At 68.0% G+C, this 15,629-nt stretch carries 17 protein-coding genes; 9 read left to right on the forward strand and 8 right to left on the reverse strand.

What is annotated here, in order from left to right; all coding sequences use genetic code 11:
• Nucleotides 1-125: 125 nt before the first annotated feature.
• Nucleotides 126-1,373 (forward strand): M20 aminoacylase family protein, encoded by a 1,248-nt coding sequence (locus tag A3A5_RS0130930; protein ID WP_018314322.1) that lies wholly within the window; start codon nt 126-128, stop codon nt 1,371-1,373.
• Nucleotides 1,374-1,390: 17 nt separating this feature from the next.
• Here A3A5_RS0130930 and A3A5_RS0130935 read toward each other — a convergent pair whose 3' ends face one another.
• Nucleotides 1,391-2,269, reverse strand: coding sequence for a helix-turn-helix domain-containing protein (locus tag A3A5_RS0130935; RefSeq protein ID WP_018314323.1), 879 nt, complete (start codon nt 2,267-2,269; stop codon nt 1,391-1,393).
• 127 nt (nt 2,270-2,396) lie between these two features.
• Between A3A5_RS0130935 and A3A5_RS0130940 the strand changes: the two genes are divergently transcribed.
• The gene (locus A3A5_RS0130940) at nt 2,397-3,632 is read left to right on the forward strand and encodes an MFS transporter (RefSeq protein WP_026201311.1); all 1,236 of its coding nucleotides are present in this window, start codon (nt 2,397-2,399) and stop codon (nt 3,630-3,632) included.
• A gap of 3 nt (nt 3,633-3,635) precedes the next feature.
• Here the strand turns inward: A3A5_RS0130940 and A3A5_RS0130945 are convergent, their stop codons facing one another.
• Complete coding sequence (locus A3A5_RS0130945; protein ID WP_018314325.1) at nt 3,636-4,187, reverse strand: MarR family winged helix-turn-helix transcriptional regulator; 552 nt, start codon at nt 4,185-4,187, stop codon at nt 3,636-3,638.
• Between the two features lie 107 nt (nt 4,188-4,294).
• Here A3A5_RS0130945 and A3A5_RS0130950 point away from each other — a divergent pair, with 107 nt between their 5' ends.
• From A3A5_RS0130950 to A3A5_RS0130960, 3 genes are all read left to right on the forward strand, one after another.
• Nucleotides 4,295-5,209 carry an EamA family transporter gene (locus A3A5_RS0130950; RefSeq protein ID WP_018314326.1) on the forward strand — a complete coding sequence of 305 codons (915 nt, stop codon included), beginning with the start codon at nt 4,295-4,297 and terminating at the stop codon, nt 5,207-5,209.
• A gap of 45 nt (nt 5,210-5,254) precedes the next feature.
• On the forward strand, nt 5,255-5,563 hold the full coding sequence (locus A3A5_RS0130955) for a hypothetical protein (protein ID WP_026201312.1): 309 nt from the start codon (nt 5,255-5,257) through the stop codon (nt 5,561-5,563).
• A 107-nt stretch (nt 5,564-5,670) separates the two neighbouring features.
• A complete protein-coding gene (locus A3A5_RS0130960) occupies nt 5,671-6,654 on the forward strand; it encodes a tripartite tricarboxylate transporter substrate binding protein (protein WP_026201313.1) in 984 nt (327 codons plus the stop codon).
• A 17-nt stretch (nt 6,655-6,671) separates the two neighbouring features.
• On the opposite strand, the gene A3A5_RS0130965 is transcribed toward A3A5_RS0130960, so the two are convergent.
• Nucleotides 6,672-7,352, reverse strand: a complete 681-nt coding sequence (locus A3A5_RS0130965) for a response regulator transcription factor (RefSeq protein WP_018314329.1) — start codon at nt 7,350-7,352, stop codon at nt 6,672-6,674.
• A 221-nt stretch (nt 7,353-7,573) separates the two neighbouring features.
• Here A3A5_RS0130965 and A3A5_RS0130970 point away from each other — a divergent pair, with 221 nt between their 5' ends.
• Both A3A5_RS0130970 and A3A5_RS0130975 read left to right on the forward strand, forming a co-directional pair.
• Nucleotides 7,574-8,311 carry a response regulator transcription factor gene (locus A3A5_RS0130970; protein WP_018314330.1) on the forward strand — a complete coding sequence of 246 codons (738 nt, stop codon included), beginning with the start codon at nt 7,574-7,576 and terminating at the stop codon, nt 8,309-8,311.
• On the forward strand, nt 8,308-9,060 hold the full coding sequence (locus A3A5_RS0130975; protein ID WP_018314331.1) for a HAMP domain-containing sensor histidine kinase: 753 nt from the start codon (nt 8,308-8,310) through the stop codon (nt 9,058-9,060). Before A3A5_RS0130970 ends, A3A5_RS0130975 begins: the two co-directional genes overlap by 4 nt.
• Nucleotides 9,061-9,113: 53 nt before the next feature.
• Here the strand turns inward: A3A5_RS0130975 and A3A5_RS0130980 are convergent, their stop codons facing one another.
• The 4 genes from A3A5_RS0130980 to minC form a co-directional block, all read right to left on the reverse strand.
• Nucleotides 9,114-10,211 (reverse strand): porin, encoded by a 1,098-nt coding sequence (locus A3A5_RS0130980; RefSeq protein ID WP_018314332.1) that lies wholly within the window; start codon nt 10,209-10,211, stop codon nt 9,114-9,116.
• Nucleotides 10,212-10,577: 366 nt separating this feature from the next.
• The gene (minE, locus tag A3A5_RS0130985) at nt 10,578-10,832 is read right to left on the reverse strand and encodes a cell division topological specificity factor MinE (protein WP_010811451.1); all 255 of its coding nucleotides are present in this window, start codon (nt 10,830-10,832) and stop codon (nt 10,578-10,580) included.
• A 21-nt stretch (nt 10,833-10,853) separates the two neighbouring features.
• A complete protein-coding gene (minD, locus tag A3A5_RS0130990; RefSeq protein WP_018314333.1) occupies nt 10,854-11,669 on the reverse strand; it encodes a septum site-determining protein MinD in 816 nt (271 codons plus the stop codon).
• Nucleotides 11,670-11,736: 67 nt separating this feature from the next.
• Complete coding sequence (gene minC, locus A3A5_RS0130995) at nt 11,737-12,549, reverse strand: septum site-determining protein MinC (protein WP_018314334.1); 813 nt, start codon at nt 12,547-12,549, stop codon at nt 11,737-11,739.
• A 230-nt stretch (nt 12,550-12,779) separates the two neighbouring features.
• Between minC and A3A5_RS0131000 the strand changes: the two genes are divergently transcribed.
• The gene (locus A3A5_RS0131000; RefSeq protein WP_018314335.1) at nt 12,780-13,751 is read left to right on the forward strand and encodes a magnesium and cobalt transport protein CorA; all 972 of its coding nucleotides are present in this window, start codon (nt 12,780-12,782) and stop codon (nt 13,749-13,751) included.
• Between the two features lie 154 nt (nt 13,752-13,905).
• Complete coding sequence (locus A3A5_RS0131005; RefSeq protein ID WP_018314336.1) at nt 13,906-14,610, forward strand: tetratricopeptide repeat protein; 705 nt, start codon at nt 13,906-13,908, stop codon at nt 14,608-14,610.
• Nucleotides 14,611-14,714: 104 nt separating this feature from the next.
• Here the strand turns inward: A3A5_RS0131005 and A3A5_RS0131010 are convergent, their stop codons facing one another.
• Nucleotides 14,715-15,545, reverse strand: coding sequence for a MerR family transcriptional regulator (locus A3A5_RS0131010; RefSeq protein ID WP_026201314.1), 831 nt, complete (start codon nt 15,543-15,545; stop codon nt 14,715-14,717).
• Nucleotides 15,546-15,629 lie beyond the last annotated feature (84 nt).

The following is a 15,629-nucleotide window of genomic DNA, read 5'->3' on the forward strand; positions in this document are numbered from 1 at the left end:
CAACAGTTCCGGTGCTGAAGCAGGCCCGATTACATGGTTTTACAGGAAATCGCACACTTGGCGTTTCGCTCGCGTTTTCTGCGTGAAATACTGGTTATACAGGTTTCGCCAGAGAGCAAAACACCATGTCTGAGCACGCCCCCGAAATCGAGTCCTACCTCGGCACCACCCTCACGGCGTCCCCCACGGCGCCACTCAAGCACCGGTACTGCGCGCTGGCCGACACCCTGGACAGCCGCGCTGAACTCGAAGTCATCCGGCGCAATATCCACCAGCATCCCGAATTAGCCTTCGACGAGGTCCGCACCTCGGGCCTGGTCGCCAGCCTGCTGGAGACGTGGGGCTACACGGTCACGCGCGGCGTGGGCGGCACCGGAGTGGTGGGCACCCTGCGCTGCGGGGACAGCGGGCACAGCGTGGGCATCCGCGCCGACATGGACGCCCTGCCGATCCACGAACGCACCGCGCTGCCATACGCCAGCGTCAATGCCGGCCGCATGCACGCCTGTGGCCACGACGGCCATACCGCGATGCTGCTCGGTGCGGCAAAACACCTGGCGCGCACGCGCAACTTTGACGGCACCGTGCACCTGATCTTCCAGCCGGCCGAGGAAATCGGCGCGGGCGGCGGCGCCGAGCGCATGCTGGCCGACGGGCTGTTCGAGCGCTTTCCCTGCGATGCGATCTTCGGGCTGCACAACCATCCGGGGGTGGAGCAGGGCAATTTCCTGTTCCGCTCGGGTCCCTTCATGGCGGCGTGCGACACGGTCACCATCACCATCCGCGGCAAGGGCGGCCACGCCGCGCGCCCGCACCAGTCGGTCGACCCCATCCTGGTGGCAGGCAGCCTGGTGATGGCGCTGCAGTCGGTGGTGGCGCGCTATGTCGACCCGAACGAGACCGCGGTGGTGACGATCGGCACGCTGCACGCCGGCCACGCGCCCAATGTGATCCCGGACAATGCGCGCATGGAGATCAGCGTGCGCTCATTCAACCCCGAGGTGCGCGCATCGGTGGAGAACCGCATCCGCCAGCTGGCCACGTCGCACGCCGAGGGCTACGGCGCGGTGGCCGAGGTCGACTATGTGCGCGGCTACCCCGTGCTGGTCAACAGCGAGCGCGAGACCGAGTTCGCGCGCCAGGTGGCCGAGGAGCTGGTCGGCCCCGGCAAGGTGGTGGACCAGGCCGCGCGCATCGCCGGCAGCGAGGACTTTGCCTACTTTCTGCAGCAGCGCCCGGGCTGCTTCGTGCGGCTGGGCAACGGTGCCAACCAGCCGCTGCTGCACAACGCCGGCTACGACTTCAACGACGAGAACCTGACCGTCGGCGCGGCCTACTGGACGCGGCTGGTGGAGCGATACCTGGCGCGCTGACCGCCCTGGCGCCCCGCTCAGCGAAAGAACGCACTTGGCGGCACGCCGAACTGACGCCTGAACATGGTCGCAAACGCGCTCGGGCTGTCGTAGCCCAGGTCCAGCGCCACATCCACGACCTTGCTGCCGGCGGCCAGTTTCTCCAGCGCCGCCAGCAGGCGCGCCTGCTGGCGCCATTGGCCGAAAGTCATCCCGGTTTCACGCGCAAAGCGGCGCTGGATGGTCTTGGGGTCCACCCCCAGCCGTGAGCCCCAGTCCGCCAGCGTCAGCGCCGTATCGGGCGCGCCGGTGATGGCATCGCAGATCTGCCGCAGGCTGTCATCGGCCGGGCGCGGCAGGTGCAGCGGCAGCGACGGCACCAGCATCACTTCATCGAGCAACAGCCGCATCAGCCGCGCGTCGCGCGTGTCGGGGGCGTAGGGCAGGGGGATGTCGATCGCGGCCAGGATCAACTCGCGCAGCAGCGCGGAGATGCCCAGCACGGTGCAGCGCTGCGGCAGGTCGGGCGCGGCATCGGGGCGGATATAGGCGGTGCGCATCTGCACCCGGCCGACCATGCGGATCCAGTGCGTGGTGCCGCCCGGCATCCACATGCCGCGCGTGGGCGGCACGATCCACTGGCCGTCGGCCGTGGCCACCACCATCACGCCGTGCACCGCATGGATCAGCTGCGCGTGCGGATGCTGGTGCGGGTTGGTCACGTGGCCGGGCAGGTAGTCGGCGGCCATGGCGGTGACGGGAAGGGGGCTGCGGTCGAAGCGGACGTAGGGCGGAGGATCGGCGTAGGTGTCGCCCAGCGCCAGCGTCCCGGGCGTGGGGGCAGGGGGCGCATGCTGGCCGCGGGGGCGGCGGCGGACCGCGCCCGGAGCAGAAAGGGGGCGAGGGGCGCGCGGCATGTCCTTTTCTCCAAGGTTGCGGACCTATTCTCGCAGGACAGGCGCCGGGGCGCCAGCTAGCATCGGTGCTCAGTTCCTTCCAGGCCGGCGCCCCCGCTGGCCGCTTTCCGTCTGTCGAGAGCCGCCAATGAGCACAACCATCGACTCCGCGCCTGCTGGCGCGACACCCTCCGCGACATCCCCCCAGGCCGAACGCACTGGCTTCCGCGTGTTGTCGGCGATCAGCTTCGCCCACTTCCTCAACGACATGATCCAGTCGTTGATCCTGGCCATCTATCCGATGCTCAAGGGGGGCTTCAACCTGAGCTTCACGCAGATCGGCCTGCTGACCATGACCTACCAGGTCACGGCGTCGCTGCTGCAGCCGGTGGTTGGGCTGTACACCGACAAGCATCCCAGGCCGTATTCACTGGCCATCGCCATGGCGTTCACGCTGGCGGGCTTGCTGCTGCTGTCGGTGGCGCCAACCTACGGCGTGCTGCTGGTGGCCGCTGCGCTGGTCGGCACGGGGTCGTCGATCTTCCACCCCGAGTCGTCGCGCGTGGCGCGCATGGCCTCTGGCGGCCAGCACGGGCTGGCGCAGTCGATCTTCCAGGTCGGCGGCAACGGCGGCAGCGCCATGGGGCCGCTGCTGGCCGCGCTGATCGTGCACCAGCAGGCCAGCCTGGCGTGGTTCTCGCTGGCGGCGCTGGTGGGCATCGTGGTGCTGTGGCGCATCGGCGGCTGGTATGCGCGCCAGCTGGCGCAGGGCGCGCGCAAGCGCAAGGCCGCGGGCGCGGTCGCCGGCCCGGTGCCCACGCGCGTGGTGGTGCGGGCCATGGTGGTGCTGATGGTGCTGGTGTTCTCCAAGTACTTCTACATGGCCAGCCTGACCTCTTACTACACCTTTTACCTGATGGAGCGCTTCGGGCTGGCGCGCCAGGACGCGCAGCTGCACCTGTTCATGTTCCTGGCCGCGGTGGCGGCGGGCACCATCCTGGGCGGCCCGATCGGCGACCGCATCGGCCGCAAGCGCGTGATCTGGGCCTCGATCCTTGGCGTGGCGCCGTTCACCCTGGTGCTGCCGCACGTGGGCCTGTTCTGGACCACGGTGCTGACCTTCATCATCGGCTTTATCCTGGCCTCGGCGTTCTCGGCGATCCTGGTGTTCGCGCAGGAGCTGATTCCCGGCAAGGTGGGCATGGTGTCGGGCCTGTTCTTCGGCTTCGCCTTCGGCATGGGCGGCATCGGCGCCGCGGTGCTGGGCGGCATGGCCGATACGCACGGCATCCGCGCGGTGTACGAGTACTGCGCCTACCTGCCGCTGCTGGGCCTGCTGACGGTATTCCTGCCCGACCTGCGCGAGCGTGCGCAGCGGGCCTGACGCTCAGGCCGGCTCATTGCCTTCGCCGCCTCCGCCCGGTGGCGGCTCGAACATGCGCAGCCAGCGGCGCAGCAGCGCGGCCAGCTGCGCGCGCTCCGTCGCAGTCAGGTCCGCCAGCAGGCGGTGCTCGTTGGCCACGTGCAGTTCCAGCGCGCGGTCGACGCGCTCGCGTCCGGCCTCGGTCAGTTCCACCAGCAGCCCGCGCCGGTCCTCCGGATTGGGCTGGCGCCGCACCAGCCCGGCCCGCTCCAGGTGGTCGAGCCGGTTGGTCATGGTGCCCGAAGTGATCATCAGCGACCCGATCAGCGCGCCCGGCGACAGCGCATACGGCGGCCCCGCGCGCCGCAGCGTCGCCAGTACATCGAATTCCCACGGCTGCAGGCCGGTTTCCCCAAGCGCGGCTTCAATGGCGCGGCTGGTATGGCGGTTGAGCCGTCCCAGCCGGCCGATCACGCCCATCGGCGAGGCATCCAGGTCCGGGCGCTCACGCGCCCATTGGGCGAGAATGCCGTCGACGTGGTCAGGCGTGTCTTCGGGTTTGCGGCGGGCAGTCATCAGGGGGGGCAGGCGTGCGGACACGCGATGGGCGGAACACCGAAGTATCTTGACATCAACCAATCGGCTTCGTAAAGTCTATTTATCTTGACATCAAGAATATCGACATGAAGGCGAGTGGATCTTCCTCCCTGGCCGCGACCGGCGGCGCAACCCTCAGGGACATCCTGCTGACCGGGCTGGCCCCGGCCATCTGGGGCAGCACCTACCTGGTCACCAGCCAGTGGCTGCCGCCGGGGCAGCCGTTGCTGTCAGGCGTGATCCGGGCGCTGCCGGCCGGGCTGGCGATGCTCGCGTTCGGCCGGCAACTGCCGCGCGGCAGCTGGTGGTGGCGCGCGGCGGTGCTGGGCGTGCTCAATATCGGATTCTTCCAGGCCATGCTGTTTATCGCCGCGTACCGGCTGCCGGGCGGCGTGGCGGCCACGGTCGGCGCGATCCAGCCGCTGATCGTGGTGGTGCTGGCGTGGGCCTGGCTGGGCGCGCGCCCGCGGCCGGCCGCCTGGCTGGCCGGCGTGGGCGGGCTGCTGGGCGTGGCGCTGCTGGTGCTGGGCCCGGCCGCGCGGCTAGACGCCGTCGGCGTGGCGGCGGCAGCGGCCGGGGCGGTATCGATGGCGGTGGGCACGGTGCTGACGCGGCACTGGCGCCCGCCGGTCTCGCCGCTGGTGCTGACGGCATGGCAGCTGTGCGCGGGCGGGCTGTTCCTGCTGCCGTTCGCACTGGTGCTGGAGCCGCTGCCCGGGCATTTCACGCTGGCTAACTGGCTTGGCTATGCGTGGCTGAGCATTGTCGGGGCCGGCTTCAGCTATGCGCTGTGGTTCCGCGGTGTCGGGCGCATGCCGTCGTCCGCGGTGGCGGCGCTGGGGCTGCTGAGCCCGGTCAGCGCCACCGTGCTCGGCTTCCTGGTGCTGGGCCAGGCATTGACGGCGATGCAGGCGGCCGGCGCGCTGCTGGTGCTGGGCAGCGTGTGGCTGGGCCAGCGCGCGGCGACGCCGGCCGCGGTGCCGCGCACGCAGCCGGCCTGATCGCATTGCGTCAGCGGCTGCTGCCGGGCGTCATTTTGCGGCATCATGGCGGGCATGGAGTCTGCCGTGCCCCCGTCCCCGCCCCCCGTCCAACCTGTGCCGGCACCGTCTGCCACGCCCGCCACGCCTGCCTGCGAGCGCTGCCTGGCGCTCGCCGCCGACCCGCGCCGGCGCGAGCCGCCGTCCTGCCTGGCGCTGCGCGGCACGGTGCCGTTGGTGAGCCAGAGCGCCGCCGGCGTGCCGTTCAGCATGCTGACCTTTGCCTGCCGCGACTGCGGCACGGTATGGCGGCTGTATGACAGGGCCAACGAACTCTTTGTCTCGTGGGTGCCGGAACGCCCGCTGGTGCGCTGACAGCGCGCACGTCCCGATCGGCTAAGATAGCGGCTGCCATGCGCCAGACCGGCAATCCGCTGCCGCTCCCGGCGCCCTCCTGTCGCAGTCTCTCCCGCATTTCCATCATGGCCTTCCCCTTCCGCTCATCCGTGCTGGCCGCCTTGTGCGTGACCAGCGGTGCTGCCGCACTGCCTGCCGCCGCTGCCGACGCCTATCCCAGCCGTCCGATCCGCCTGATCGTCGCCTACCCGACCGGCGGCATCAGCGACACCGTGGCGCGCGCGCTCGGCGAGCGGCTGTCGGCGCAGATGGGCACCTCGGTGGTGGTCGAGAACAAGGCCGGCGCGGGCGGCAGCATCGGCATCGACGCGGTCGCCAAGGCTGCGCCTGACGGCTATACGCTGGGCTTTGCCGCCACCAGCCCGCTGACGCTCAACCCGCATGTCGGCCGCGTCAACTACGACCCGCAGAAAGACGTGGCGCCGGTGATGAGCGTGATGTACTCGCCGGTGCTGGTGGTGGCCACCTCCGGCTTCAGCGGCAAGAGCTTTGCCGATATGGTCGGCCAGGCCAGCGCCAAACCGGGCTCGGTGCGCTGGGCAACGTCGGGCCTGGGCACGGTCGGCCATGTGGTGCTGGAACAGATCAAGCAGAAGTCGAAGGCCGATATCACGCTGATCCCATACAAGGGCGCGGGCCAGCAGATGAACGACGCGCTCGGCGGCCAGTTCGAGGTGATGAGCACCAATGCCAGCCCGGTGCTGACCCAGCATATGCAGGCCGGCCGCCTGCGCGCGCTGGCGGTGGGTGCGCCCAGGCGCCTGGAGAGCCTGCCCTCGGTGCCGACACTGGCCGAGCTGGGCTACCCCAAGGCCAACCTGACCTCGACCTTCGGCATTTTCGCGCCGGGCAAAACGCCCGCGGCCATCATCAGCCGCCTGAACGCCGAACTGAACAAGGCGCTGGCCGAGCCGGAAGTCCATGAGCGCCTGCTCAAGGGCGGCGAGGTGCCGACCGGCGGCACGCCGGCGCAGTTTGCCAAGGCCATCCGCGACGAGTCCGCGGAGAACGCCCGCATCGTCAGGGAAGCGGACATCAAGGCCGATTGAGGCCTGCGGCTTCACAACTAGGCCGCATCCAGGCGGCTGCCCAGCCCATACACCGACGACAGCCGCACGCCGTTGTGCGGCCACAGCGCCAGCTTGGTGCGCACGCGCGACAGGTGGCTGTCCACCGTGCGCGAGGCCGGGTCCATGTGGTAGCGCCAGACCTGGTCGGCCATGGTCTGGCGCAGCACCAGCGAACCCAGGTTGCGGAACAGCAGCACCGCCAGGTCGAATTCCTTGGGGGCCAGCAGCACCGGCTTGCCCTGGACCCACACGCGCCGCTCCGTGGTGGCAAAGCGGAACACGCCGTGCTCCAGGTCGCATTCCTCGCCCGCTGGCCTGGCGCGGCGCAACAGCGCCAGCACGCGCGCGGCCAGCTCGGCCGTGCGCAGCGGCTTGGGCAGGTAGCTGTCGGCGCCTTGCGCAAAGCAGGCCGCGACGAAGGCTTCTTCGTTGGAGGTGCCGGTCAGCATCACCGGCATCTCGTTGCCGAGCGTGCGGCGCACCCATGCCAGCACTTCCAGGGCCGGAATCCCCGGCGTATCGCAATCGAGCATCAGCAGATCGAACGACCTGCCGCGCAGCGCGCCGATCATGGTGCGTGCGCTGAGATAGCGCGTGCACTGGTGGCCGTTCAGGCGCAGGGTCTGTTCGATGCTGACGGCGAGGGTCGGGTCCGCCTGCAGCGCGGCGATGTTCACGAGAGTGGCTCCTGCGCGGGCGCATCGGAATGCGCCGATGGATGGACAGAGCATGGCACCGCGGGCCCGCTCGGCACGCAGCGAAGCCCATGGTAGGAGCGGCCTGCTGAGGCGAGAAGTAAAAGATTGTTGAAAGTCGAGATTGAGGTCTTTCCTATTCGTGCGGGCGACAAGTCGGTCTTAAATGTCCCGCTGGTGTCCTGTTCCGTCGGAGACAACACATGGGAAAGAAAATGGCATCGCGCATTGCATCGCTTGAGGACGCGCCCGCGGATGCGGCGCTGATCCGGCAGGTCATTACCGGCGCGGGACATGACTGCGTGACCTTTGCTGAAAGCCGGCGCCTGCTGCTGGCGCTGCGCGACGCGGGCTTCGACCTGCTGCTGCTGGACTGGCAGATGCCGGACTTGTCGGGGCGCGAGGTGCTGGCCTGGGTGCGTACCCACCTCGACCGCCGCATCCCGGTGATGTTCCTGACCTGCCGCGAGGCCGAGCCCGACATCGTCAATGCCCTGGCGGCTGGCGCTGACGACTACATGGTCAAGCCGGTGCGCCCGGCCGAGCTGGCCGCGCGCATCGACTGCCTGCTGCGGCGCGCGTATCCCGCGCATCTGGCGCCGCTCGCGCCGTTGCGGCTGGGTGAGTACGCTTTCGACTGCGCCCTGCGCAAGGTCACCTGCAACGGCCATCCGGTCGGCCTGACGCCGAAAGAGTTCGACCTGGCGGTGCTGCTGTTCCGCAATGAGGGGCGCATCGTCACGCGCGACCACATCTCCGCCGCGGTCTGGGGCCGCGAGATCTCGCCGCTGTCGCGCACCATCGATACCCATGTCTCGCGCGTGCGCAGCAAGCTGGGCCTGCAGGCAGGGCATGGCTTGCGGCTGACCCCGGTCTACACGCATGGCTACCGGCTGGAGCGCACCGATCGCCCGGAGCGCACCGAGCGGGCTGCCGCATGAAGGCGTCCCGCTTGCCCCGGGCGGGGCTGGCCGTGGCACTGTGGCTCGGCGGCCGCTGGCTGGCCCGGTGCCTGCGCGGCCGGCCGGTTGGGCAGCGCCGCGCTGATGTGCGCGACCCCGACGCCGTGCACGGCATGCTCCTGCAAGTGCTTGGCCACGACCTGCGCGCACCCAATGCCTCGCTGCTGGCCTGGCTGGAGCTGCGCCGCACGCGGGACCAGGCCGACGCCGCGCTGCTGGCGCAGGTCGGCGGCCATGCGCGCCGTTCACTGTGCCAGATCGATGACCTGAACCGGCTGTTGCGCGAAACGCGCCACGCCTATCGCATGCGCCGTATTGCCATGGAGTCGCTGCTGGATGAAGCGCTGGACCGCGTCTGGACCCTGGCCAGCGAGGCCGGCATCCGGTTTGAACGGCCGGCAGGCCGCCTGCCGCGCCTTGGCGGGGACCAGGCCATGCTGGCGCAAACGCTGGAATGGCTGCTGACCAGCGCCATTGGCGCCGCGGCGCGGGGGACTGCGCTGCGGGTCACATGCCGTGGCCACGCAGGCGGCCTGGCGCTGTGGCTGGCGTTCGATCCCGCCGATGACGAAAGCGCCGCGCGGCTGGCGCAGCCCGGGCCTGCGCTGTTGTGCGCACAGCGCGTGGTGGCGCGCCATGGCGGCGTGCTGGTGCCGCTGCAGCCGATGGGCCAAGCCGCCGCGCCGGCCGGCTGGTACCTGTGGCTGCGGCGCCGGCCGCGCCCATGAAAAAAGGCACCCGAAGGTGCCTTTTGCCAGGTACACCGCTGATCAGATGTCGATCAGAAGATGTGGCGGATACCGAGGGCAGCGCCAGTCTGGTTGTTGCGGCCCGGCAATTCGGTGGTGGTGCCGCCCGAAACCTTGTTGAAGTCAACCGTGCCGTAGACCTGGGTGCGCTTGGACAGCGAGTACTCGGCCAGCAGCACGCCGGTGTAGCGGCGGCCGTTGTTGTCGTTCACGCCGTTCTTGTTCTCGACGTAGTCGCCGTAGAACACGCCGGTCAGCGCCAGGGCCGGGGTGGCCTGGTAGGTCAGGCCGATGTAGCCGATGGTGTCCTTGCGCGGGTTGCTGGCAGCGCCAGCCGTGACCACGGCCGGAGCAGGCGCGGCAGCCGAGTTGTTCAGGAACCCGTTGTCGATCACGCCGGTGCGGTCCTTGCCGCCGACGTAGCCCACGAACAGCTTGGCCGGGCCAAATGCGTACTTACCGGCAGCGCCCCACATTTGCTGCTTGTTGCCGTTGATGTCGCGGATTTCCTGGTACACGCCGCCGATGCCGAACGGACCGTACGAGTACGCGGCACGGGTGCCCCAGTACTGGTTCTTGGTCATGCTGCCCGGCTGCTCGCCGAAGCCGTAGCTGGCGCCCACGTCCAGGCCGCCGAACTTGCCGCCGTAGCTGACCACGTTGTCGCTGCGGAACTGGGTCAGGAAGAACGGCCAGGCGTTGGCGGTGTAGTTGCCGATGGTCAGCGGATCGTAGTCGCCGAAGAAGTTAAAGCCTTCGGTGTACTGGCGGCCCAGCTTGATCGTGCCGAAGTCACCCGACAGGCCAACGTAAGCCTGACGACCGAACAGGCGGCCATTCGGGTTGGTGGCGCTGGCCTGGTTGGAACGGCCGGTATCCGGATCGAAGCCGCCTTCCAGCTGGAAGATCGCCTTCAGGTTGTTGCCCAGGGCTTCGCTGCCCTTCAGGCCCCAGCGGCTGTTGGTGACCGCGCCGTTGGTCAGTTCGAACAGGTGATCGTTGTTGGCGTTGGCGTTCGTGGTGAAGCGCAGGCTCTGGTCAACGATTCCGTACAGGGTAACGGACGATTGTGCGAACGCCGAACCTGCCAACAGGCTGCCGGCTGCGAGGACGATGGCCGATTTCTTCATGGAGCTCCTTTTCTGTCTTGTATTGTGCTCACCGCCGGATCACGGCGGGGATAAAAGGTCTACGTTTCGTGTAAACGCCCGCGAAAATTTAACAAAACGACAGCTACAAGGACACAAAACTCCGCGAAGCTGCGCTTTCAAGCAGGATTTTGGTGCAAATCCGTTGTCTCGCCGCTACACAATTCTGAGTTGGTGCATTGCCGCAAATCGCAAGGTGGCCTGCAGACTGGCTGGCGGGGGGCATGGCGGGGGAAACGGAGGCCGGCCGACCCCGGCGCGCAAGCGGCGCCGCGGTCGGCGGAAAGACGGGAAGTGCGGGAAAACCGAAGGAGGAGGAACGAATCCGGCAGCGCCGGGAATCCGTCCTCAGTTCTGCGGGATCTCGATCTTGACCTCGAGCACCTCGAGGTTGTCCTGGCGTTCCAGGCTGACGCGCAGGTCCTGGTCGCCGATCTTGACGTACTTGGAGATCACCGCCACCAGCTCGCGCTGCAGCGCGGGCAGGTAGTCGGCGGGCGCGGAATGGCCGGTGCGCTCGTGCGCCAGGATGATCTGCAGCCGCTCCTTGGCGACCGACGCGGACTTCTTCTTCTCTCCCAGCAGGAAGGAAAGGATCGACATGGGGTGAGCCCTCCTTGACCGTTACTTGTTGCCGAAGATGCGGGAGAGCAGACCCGGCTTCTGGTAGTCGGTGAAACGCATCGGCTTGTCCTTGCCGAGGAAACGGTCCACCACGTCGCTGTAGGCATCCGACACGTCGCTGCCTTCCAGGTGGATGGCGGGCGTGCCCTGGTTGGAAGCGTGCAGCACGGCTTCAGACTCAGGCACCACGCCGATCAGCTTGATGCGCAGGATTTCCTGGATGTCGGTCAGCGACAGCATTTCGCCGCCATGCACGCGCTTGGGGTTGTAGCGGGTGATCAGCAGGTGTTCCTTGATCGGGTCGCCGCCTTCGCTGGCGCGCTTGGTCTTGGACGCCAGGATGCCCAGGATGCGGTCCGAATCGCGCACCGACGACACTTCCGGGTTGGTCACGATCAGCGCCTCGTCAGCGAAGTACATCGCCATCAGCGCGCCCGACTCGATGCCGGCGGGCGAGTCGCAGACGATGTATTCGAAATCCATCTCGATCAGGCCGTTGATGACCTTCTCGACGCCGTCGCGCGTGAGCGCATCCTTGTCGCGCGTCTGCGAGGCCGGCAGGATGAACAGGTTCTCGCACTTCTTGTCCTTGATCAGCGCCTGGCGCAGGTTGGCTTCGCCCTGCACCACGTTGATCAGGTCGTACACCACGCGGCGCTCGCAACCCATGATCAGGTCAAGGTTGCGCAGGCCGACGTCGAAGTCGATCACGGCAGTCTTGTGGCCGCGCAGGGCCAGGCCGGCGGCAAAGCTGGCGCTGGTGGTGGTCTTGCCGACGCCTCCCTTGCCGGAGGTCACAACGATGATTTTTGCCATGGCTCTTTGGTCCAGTAATAAGTTGAAGCTTGCGCTCTCTGCGATTCGGTCCCGAGGGCTGCCGCGGTTACTTGAGCCGCAGCGCTTCGAGGATCAGTTTTTCATCGGCCAGGCGCACCTGGGCGGTCTTGCCGAGCACATCGGCCGGAAGCGTCTGCTCCGCGGTCCGGTAGATGCCGGCGATGGAAATCAGTTCAGGCTCCATGCACGTGCTGAAGATGCGCGCGCCGGTGTTGCCCTTGACGCCCGCCAGCGCACGGCCGCGCAGCGGAGCATAGATATGGATGTTGCCTTCGGCGATCACCTCGGCGCCGTAGCTGACCACGTCCAGGATGACCACGTCGCCCTGCGCGTAGACCTGCTGGCCCGAGCGCAGCGGCTTGTCGATCAGCATGGTCTGGGTCTGGCGGATGGCAGCGGTCACGGCGGCGTCGGTGGCGGCCTGCGCGGCGGCGCGGATGGATTCCTCGCGCGCGGCCTGTTCGGCGGCGGCCTGTTCCGCCGCGGCTGCGGCCCTGGCCTCGGCGGCGCGGTCGGTGGCGCGGTCGGCGCCACTGCCGCGGCGGGCCTGGCTGTCCAGCAGCGGCAGGCCGAAGCGCTCGGCCCACTCGCGCTGGCCGGGGCGGGCCACCACGCCGATGGCGCGGGCCTTGAGCGTGGCCAGGGTCTCGATCACGGTGCCAAGCGCGACTTCGCTGTCATCTTCCAGCGCGCGCAGGTCCAGCGCGATCACGTCATTGGAGAAGAAGTCGGGGGTGGCTTCAAAGCGGGAGAGGAGGTCATCCCGCAGCGCAGCCATGTCGGCGGTCTGGAGGGCGAGAAGGAGGGCGTCTACGTTGCCACTGCGCAGCTCGAAGCGTGGCGATTTCTTCTGGGACATAGCCGGGTGACCGTGGAAATGCCACATTCTAACTTCGTATCTGTCGCGAACTGTAACAATTGGATCGATATGTACAGCAGGTGGCGCGTGGGTTCCATATGCGCGTGTACGGCACACCGTAGCGCGGGGCAAGTGCGGCCAGCGTGGTTTGCCGCGCGAGGCAACGCGCATCGAGTCCGGCGCAGCGTAAAGGCTTGTTACGATTGCGCCATCTGATCAGCGGAGTTTTCATGGGCGCCATCGTCAATTGCGTGGCCTACCGGCAGGGCAAGCGGCTCAGCACGGTGGGCATGGAGGAGATCCCCGCAGTGCTGAGGGTGCCGGGCACCTTTGTCTGGCTGGGCTTGCATGAGCCTGACCTCGCGCTGCTGCGCCAGGCCCAGCAGGCGTTCGGCTTGCACGACCTGGCGGTGGAAGATGCGCTCGATGCGCACCAGCGCCCCAAGCTCGAGTCCTACGGCGATTCGGTCTTCGTGGTGCTCAACACGGCGCAACTGGTGGAAGATGAAGTCGTGGTCGGCGAGACCCATCTCTTTGTCGGCCCAAACTACGTGGTTTCGGTGCGCCACGGTGTCAGCAGCACCTATGCGCCCGTGCGCGAGCGCTGCGAGCACGACCCGCACGGCCTGGCCAATGGCCCGGGCTATGTGCTGTACGCGCTGATGGACTTTATCGTCGACCACTACATGCCCATCGTCACGCGCCTGGAAGACACCTTCGAGGCGCTGGAGCAGGGCATCTTCCGCGACGAGTTCGACCGCGCGGCGATCGAGCGCCTGTACCAGATCAAGCGCCAGGTGCTGCGCCTGCGCAATGCGGTCAGCCCGGTGGAAGACATGTGCGGCCAGCTGATCCGGCTGCACGAGGACCTGGTGCCAAAGGAGCTGCGCGCTTATTTCCGCGACATCGAAGACCACGCCAGCCGGCTGGTGCGCACCCTCGACGTGGTGCGCGAAATGCTGACCACCGCCGTGCAGGTCAACCTGGCCCTCGTCACCGTGGGCCAGAACGAGGTGGTCAAGCGCCTGGCCGGCTGGGGCGCAATCCTGGCGATCCCGACCGTGATCTTCAGCCTGTATGGCATGAACTTCAATTTTATGCCTGAGCTGAAAATCCCCTTCGCCTACCCGGTGGTGATCGGCGTGACCGCGGTCGCCTGCGGGGGACTGTGGCGGCGGCTGCATCGGGCCGGGTGGATCTGAAGACCTGATTTTATCTGTTCGACGAATGATGGCGGCAGCTATTGTGGCCGATTGATTATTCGCATGGATATTCTGGCGATTCCGCGCCTGCCTACCGGCGCGGTGTCCTGACTCCTACACTGGAATCAGGAAGGCGCCGTGCCCGGAGTCCGCCATGTCGATTGCCCGCCCCCCGATTGCCGCCCTGCTCGCCGGCGCCGCCGCCGCATGGCTGTTGTGGATGCAGCCGGCAGCCTCCGCACCGCAGCCGCCTGCCCCCGCGCAGGCCCAGACCCGCGACGCGGTCACCGCGTATGAAGCGGGCAACTTCGACCAGGCCCTGCGCGGCTTTGCCGATGCCGCCCGGCTGGGCAACCGTCTGGCCCAATTCAACTACGCAATGATGCTGCTGCGCGGCGAGGGCACTGCCGCCCGCCCGCAGGAGGCGCTGGTCTGGCTGAAAAAAGCGGCCGACAACCAGATGACGCATGCGCAGTACACCTGGGGCGACCTTTATGAGCGCGGCGAACTGGTGCCGAAGTCACTGGAGCAAGCCAACCGCTGGTATGCACTGGCCGCACAGGGCGGGCATGTGCAGGCGCAGATGGCGCTGGCGACGAATTACTTCACTGGCCGGGGCGTGCCGCGCGACTACGGACAGGCGTTCATGTGGTACAGCCGCGCCGCCAGTGCCGGCGACGGCGGCGCGCAATACATCGTCGGCAGCTACTACGAGCACGGTGAGCCCGGGGTGGTCGACCGGGATCTCGAGCAGGCCAAGATCTGGTATGCGCGCTCAGCCGCGCACGGCGATCCGGGCGCGCTGGCGAAGTTGCGGTCGTTGCTGGAGGAGTCGGTGCGGGGAAGGGCGGCGAGGTAGCGCAGCGGGCTGACTGTGCCCGGAAGCGTCAACCATGTCCTCGCACGCCTGTCACCTGTGTCCCCGGTCTGTACCGCGGGGGAGGGGAGCAGACCGGCGCGGGATCATGGCTTCCCGCCGCCCCCGCCTTCCTCATCATGCAAATGCTCGATGATCGCCGCCACCCGGTCCCCCAGGTATTTGTTGGCCGAGATCTCGAGCGCCCGCATCATCTCCGTCTCCGCCATCACCAGCGCCAGCGGGCGGATGCGCCACAGGATGTCCACCAGCCGCGGCACGTCCTGCGGCGGCGGCAGCTTGCCAACGCCAAAGCGGTCCAGCTCGCGCACCACGGTAGCGACGATATGGTCCGATACCGCCTGGAAATGCCCGCGCGACTGGGCGATGATCTCCAGCACGTCTTCCAGCGCAAAGCCCGCCTGGGCGATCTCCGCGCCCGCGGCCAGCGCGCGCGGGCTGCGCGCGAGATAGCCCAGGCCGTCCGGCTCCAGCAGCCCCAGTGAGATCGCCTTGGCCAGCGCCGGGCGCGAGATCGCGCGCCCGAACAGCCGTGCCAGCGCCAGGTAGGAGTAGTGCCGCGGCGTCTCGCTGGTCCACGGGCTGCTGATGGCGGTTTCCAGCCCCAGGATCGAGCGCAGGTCGTGCCCTTCGACGATGGCCTTGAGCAGCTCGGTGATATTGGCCAGCGTATAGCCGCGCGCCAGCAGGTGGTGGATCAGCTTGAGCCGCCCCAGGTGCGCCTGCGTGTAGATGCCCACGCGCCCGCGCCGCTGCGGCGGATCGATCAGGCCGCGGTCCTGGTAGGAGCGCACGTTGCGCACCGTGGTGCCGGCCACGCGCGCCAGTTCGTCGATGGTGTATTCCGGGGCGGGCGGCATGGTGTCGGACGCCTGGCTGGTCGGGGACGAGGGGGTGCGGCGCCGGATCAGTGTCATGCGAAAAATTCTAACCGACGAATGCGGCAGGCAAAGGTGGCGGCCGGTTTTGCCGATAATGAGGGCATTGCCGCTCCACCCTCA

It is taken from the genome of Cupriavidus sp. UYPR2.512, from assembly GCF_000379565.1.
Lineage (GTDB): Bacteria > Pseudomonadota > Gammaproteobacteria > Burkholderiales > Burkholderiaceae > Cupriavidus.

Coding starts and splice junctions, on each gene's coding strand:
- A3A5_RS0130945 (WP_018314325.1), bottom strand. CDS start 4,187: ATGACTGCCCGCCGCAAACCCGAAGACACGCCTGACCACGTCGACGGC.
- A3A5_RS0130960 (WP_026201313.1), top strand. CDS start 5,671: ATGGCCTTCCCCTTCCGCTCATCCGTGCTGGCCGCCTTGTGCGTGACC.
- A3A5_RS0131005 (WP_018314336.1), top strand. CDS start 13,906: ATGTCGATTGCCCGCCCCCCGATTGCCGCCCTGCTCGCCGGCGCCGCC.
- A3A5_RS0131000 (WP_018314335.1), top strand. CDS start 12,780: ATGGGCGCCATCGTCAATTGCGTGGCCTACCGGCAGGGCAAGCGGCTC.
- A3A5_RS0130980 (WP_018314332.1), bottom strand. CDS start 10,211: ATGAAGAAATCGGCCATCGTCCTCGCAGCCGGCAGCCTGTTGGCAGGT.
- minD (WP_018314333.1), bottom strand. CDS start 11,669: ATGGCAAAAATCATCGTTGTGACCTCCGGCAAGGGAGGCGTCGGCAAG.
- A3A5_RS0130935 (WP_018314323.1), bottom strand. CDS start 2,269: ATGCCGCGCGCCCCTCGCCCCCTTTCTGCTCCGGGCGCGGTCCGCCGC.
- A3A5_RS0130955 (WP_026201312.1), top strand. CDS start 5,255: ATGGCGGGCATGGAGTCTGCCGTGCCCCCGTCCCCGCCCCCCGTCCAA.
- A3A5_RS0130940 (WP_026201311.1), top strand. CDS start 2,397: ATGAGCACAACCATCGACTCCGCGCCTGCTGGCGCGACACCCTCCGCG.
- minE (WP_010811451.1), bottom strand. CDS start 10,832: ATGTCGATCCTTTCCTTCCTGCTGGGAGAGAAGAAGAAGTCCGCGTCG.
- A3A5_RS0130950 (WP_018314326.1), top strand. CDS start 4,295: ATGAAGGCGAGTGGATCTTCCTCCCTGGCCGCGACCGGCGGCGCAACC.
- minC (WP_018314334.1), bottom strand. CDS start 12,549: ATGTCCCAGAAGAAATCGCCACGCTTCGAGCTGCGCAGTGGCAACGTA.
- A3A5_RS0130970 (WP_018314330.1), top strand. CDS start 7,574: ATGGGAAAGAAAATGGCATCGCGCATTGCATCGCTTGAGGACGCGCCC.
- A3A5_RS0130930 (WP_018314322.1), top strand. CDS start 126: ATGTCTGAGCACGCCCCCGAAATCGAGTCCTACCTCGGCACCACCCTC.
- A3A5_RS0130975 (WP_018314331.1), top strand. CDS start 8,308: ATGAAGGCGTCCCGCTTGCCCCGGGCGGGGCTGGCCGTGGCACTGTGG.
- A3A5_RS0131010 (WP_026201314.1), bottom strand. CDS start 15,545: ATGACACTGATCCGGCGCCGCACCCCCTCGTCCCCGACCAGCCAGGCG.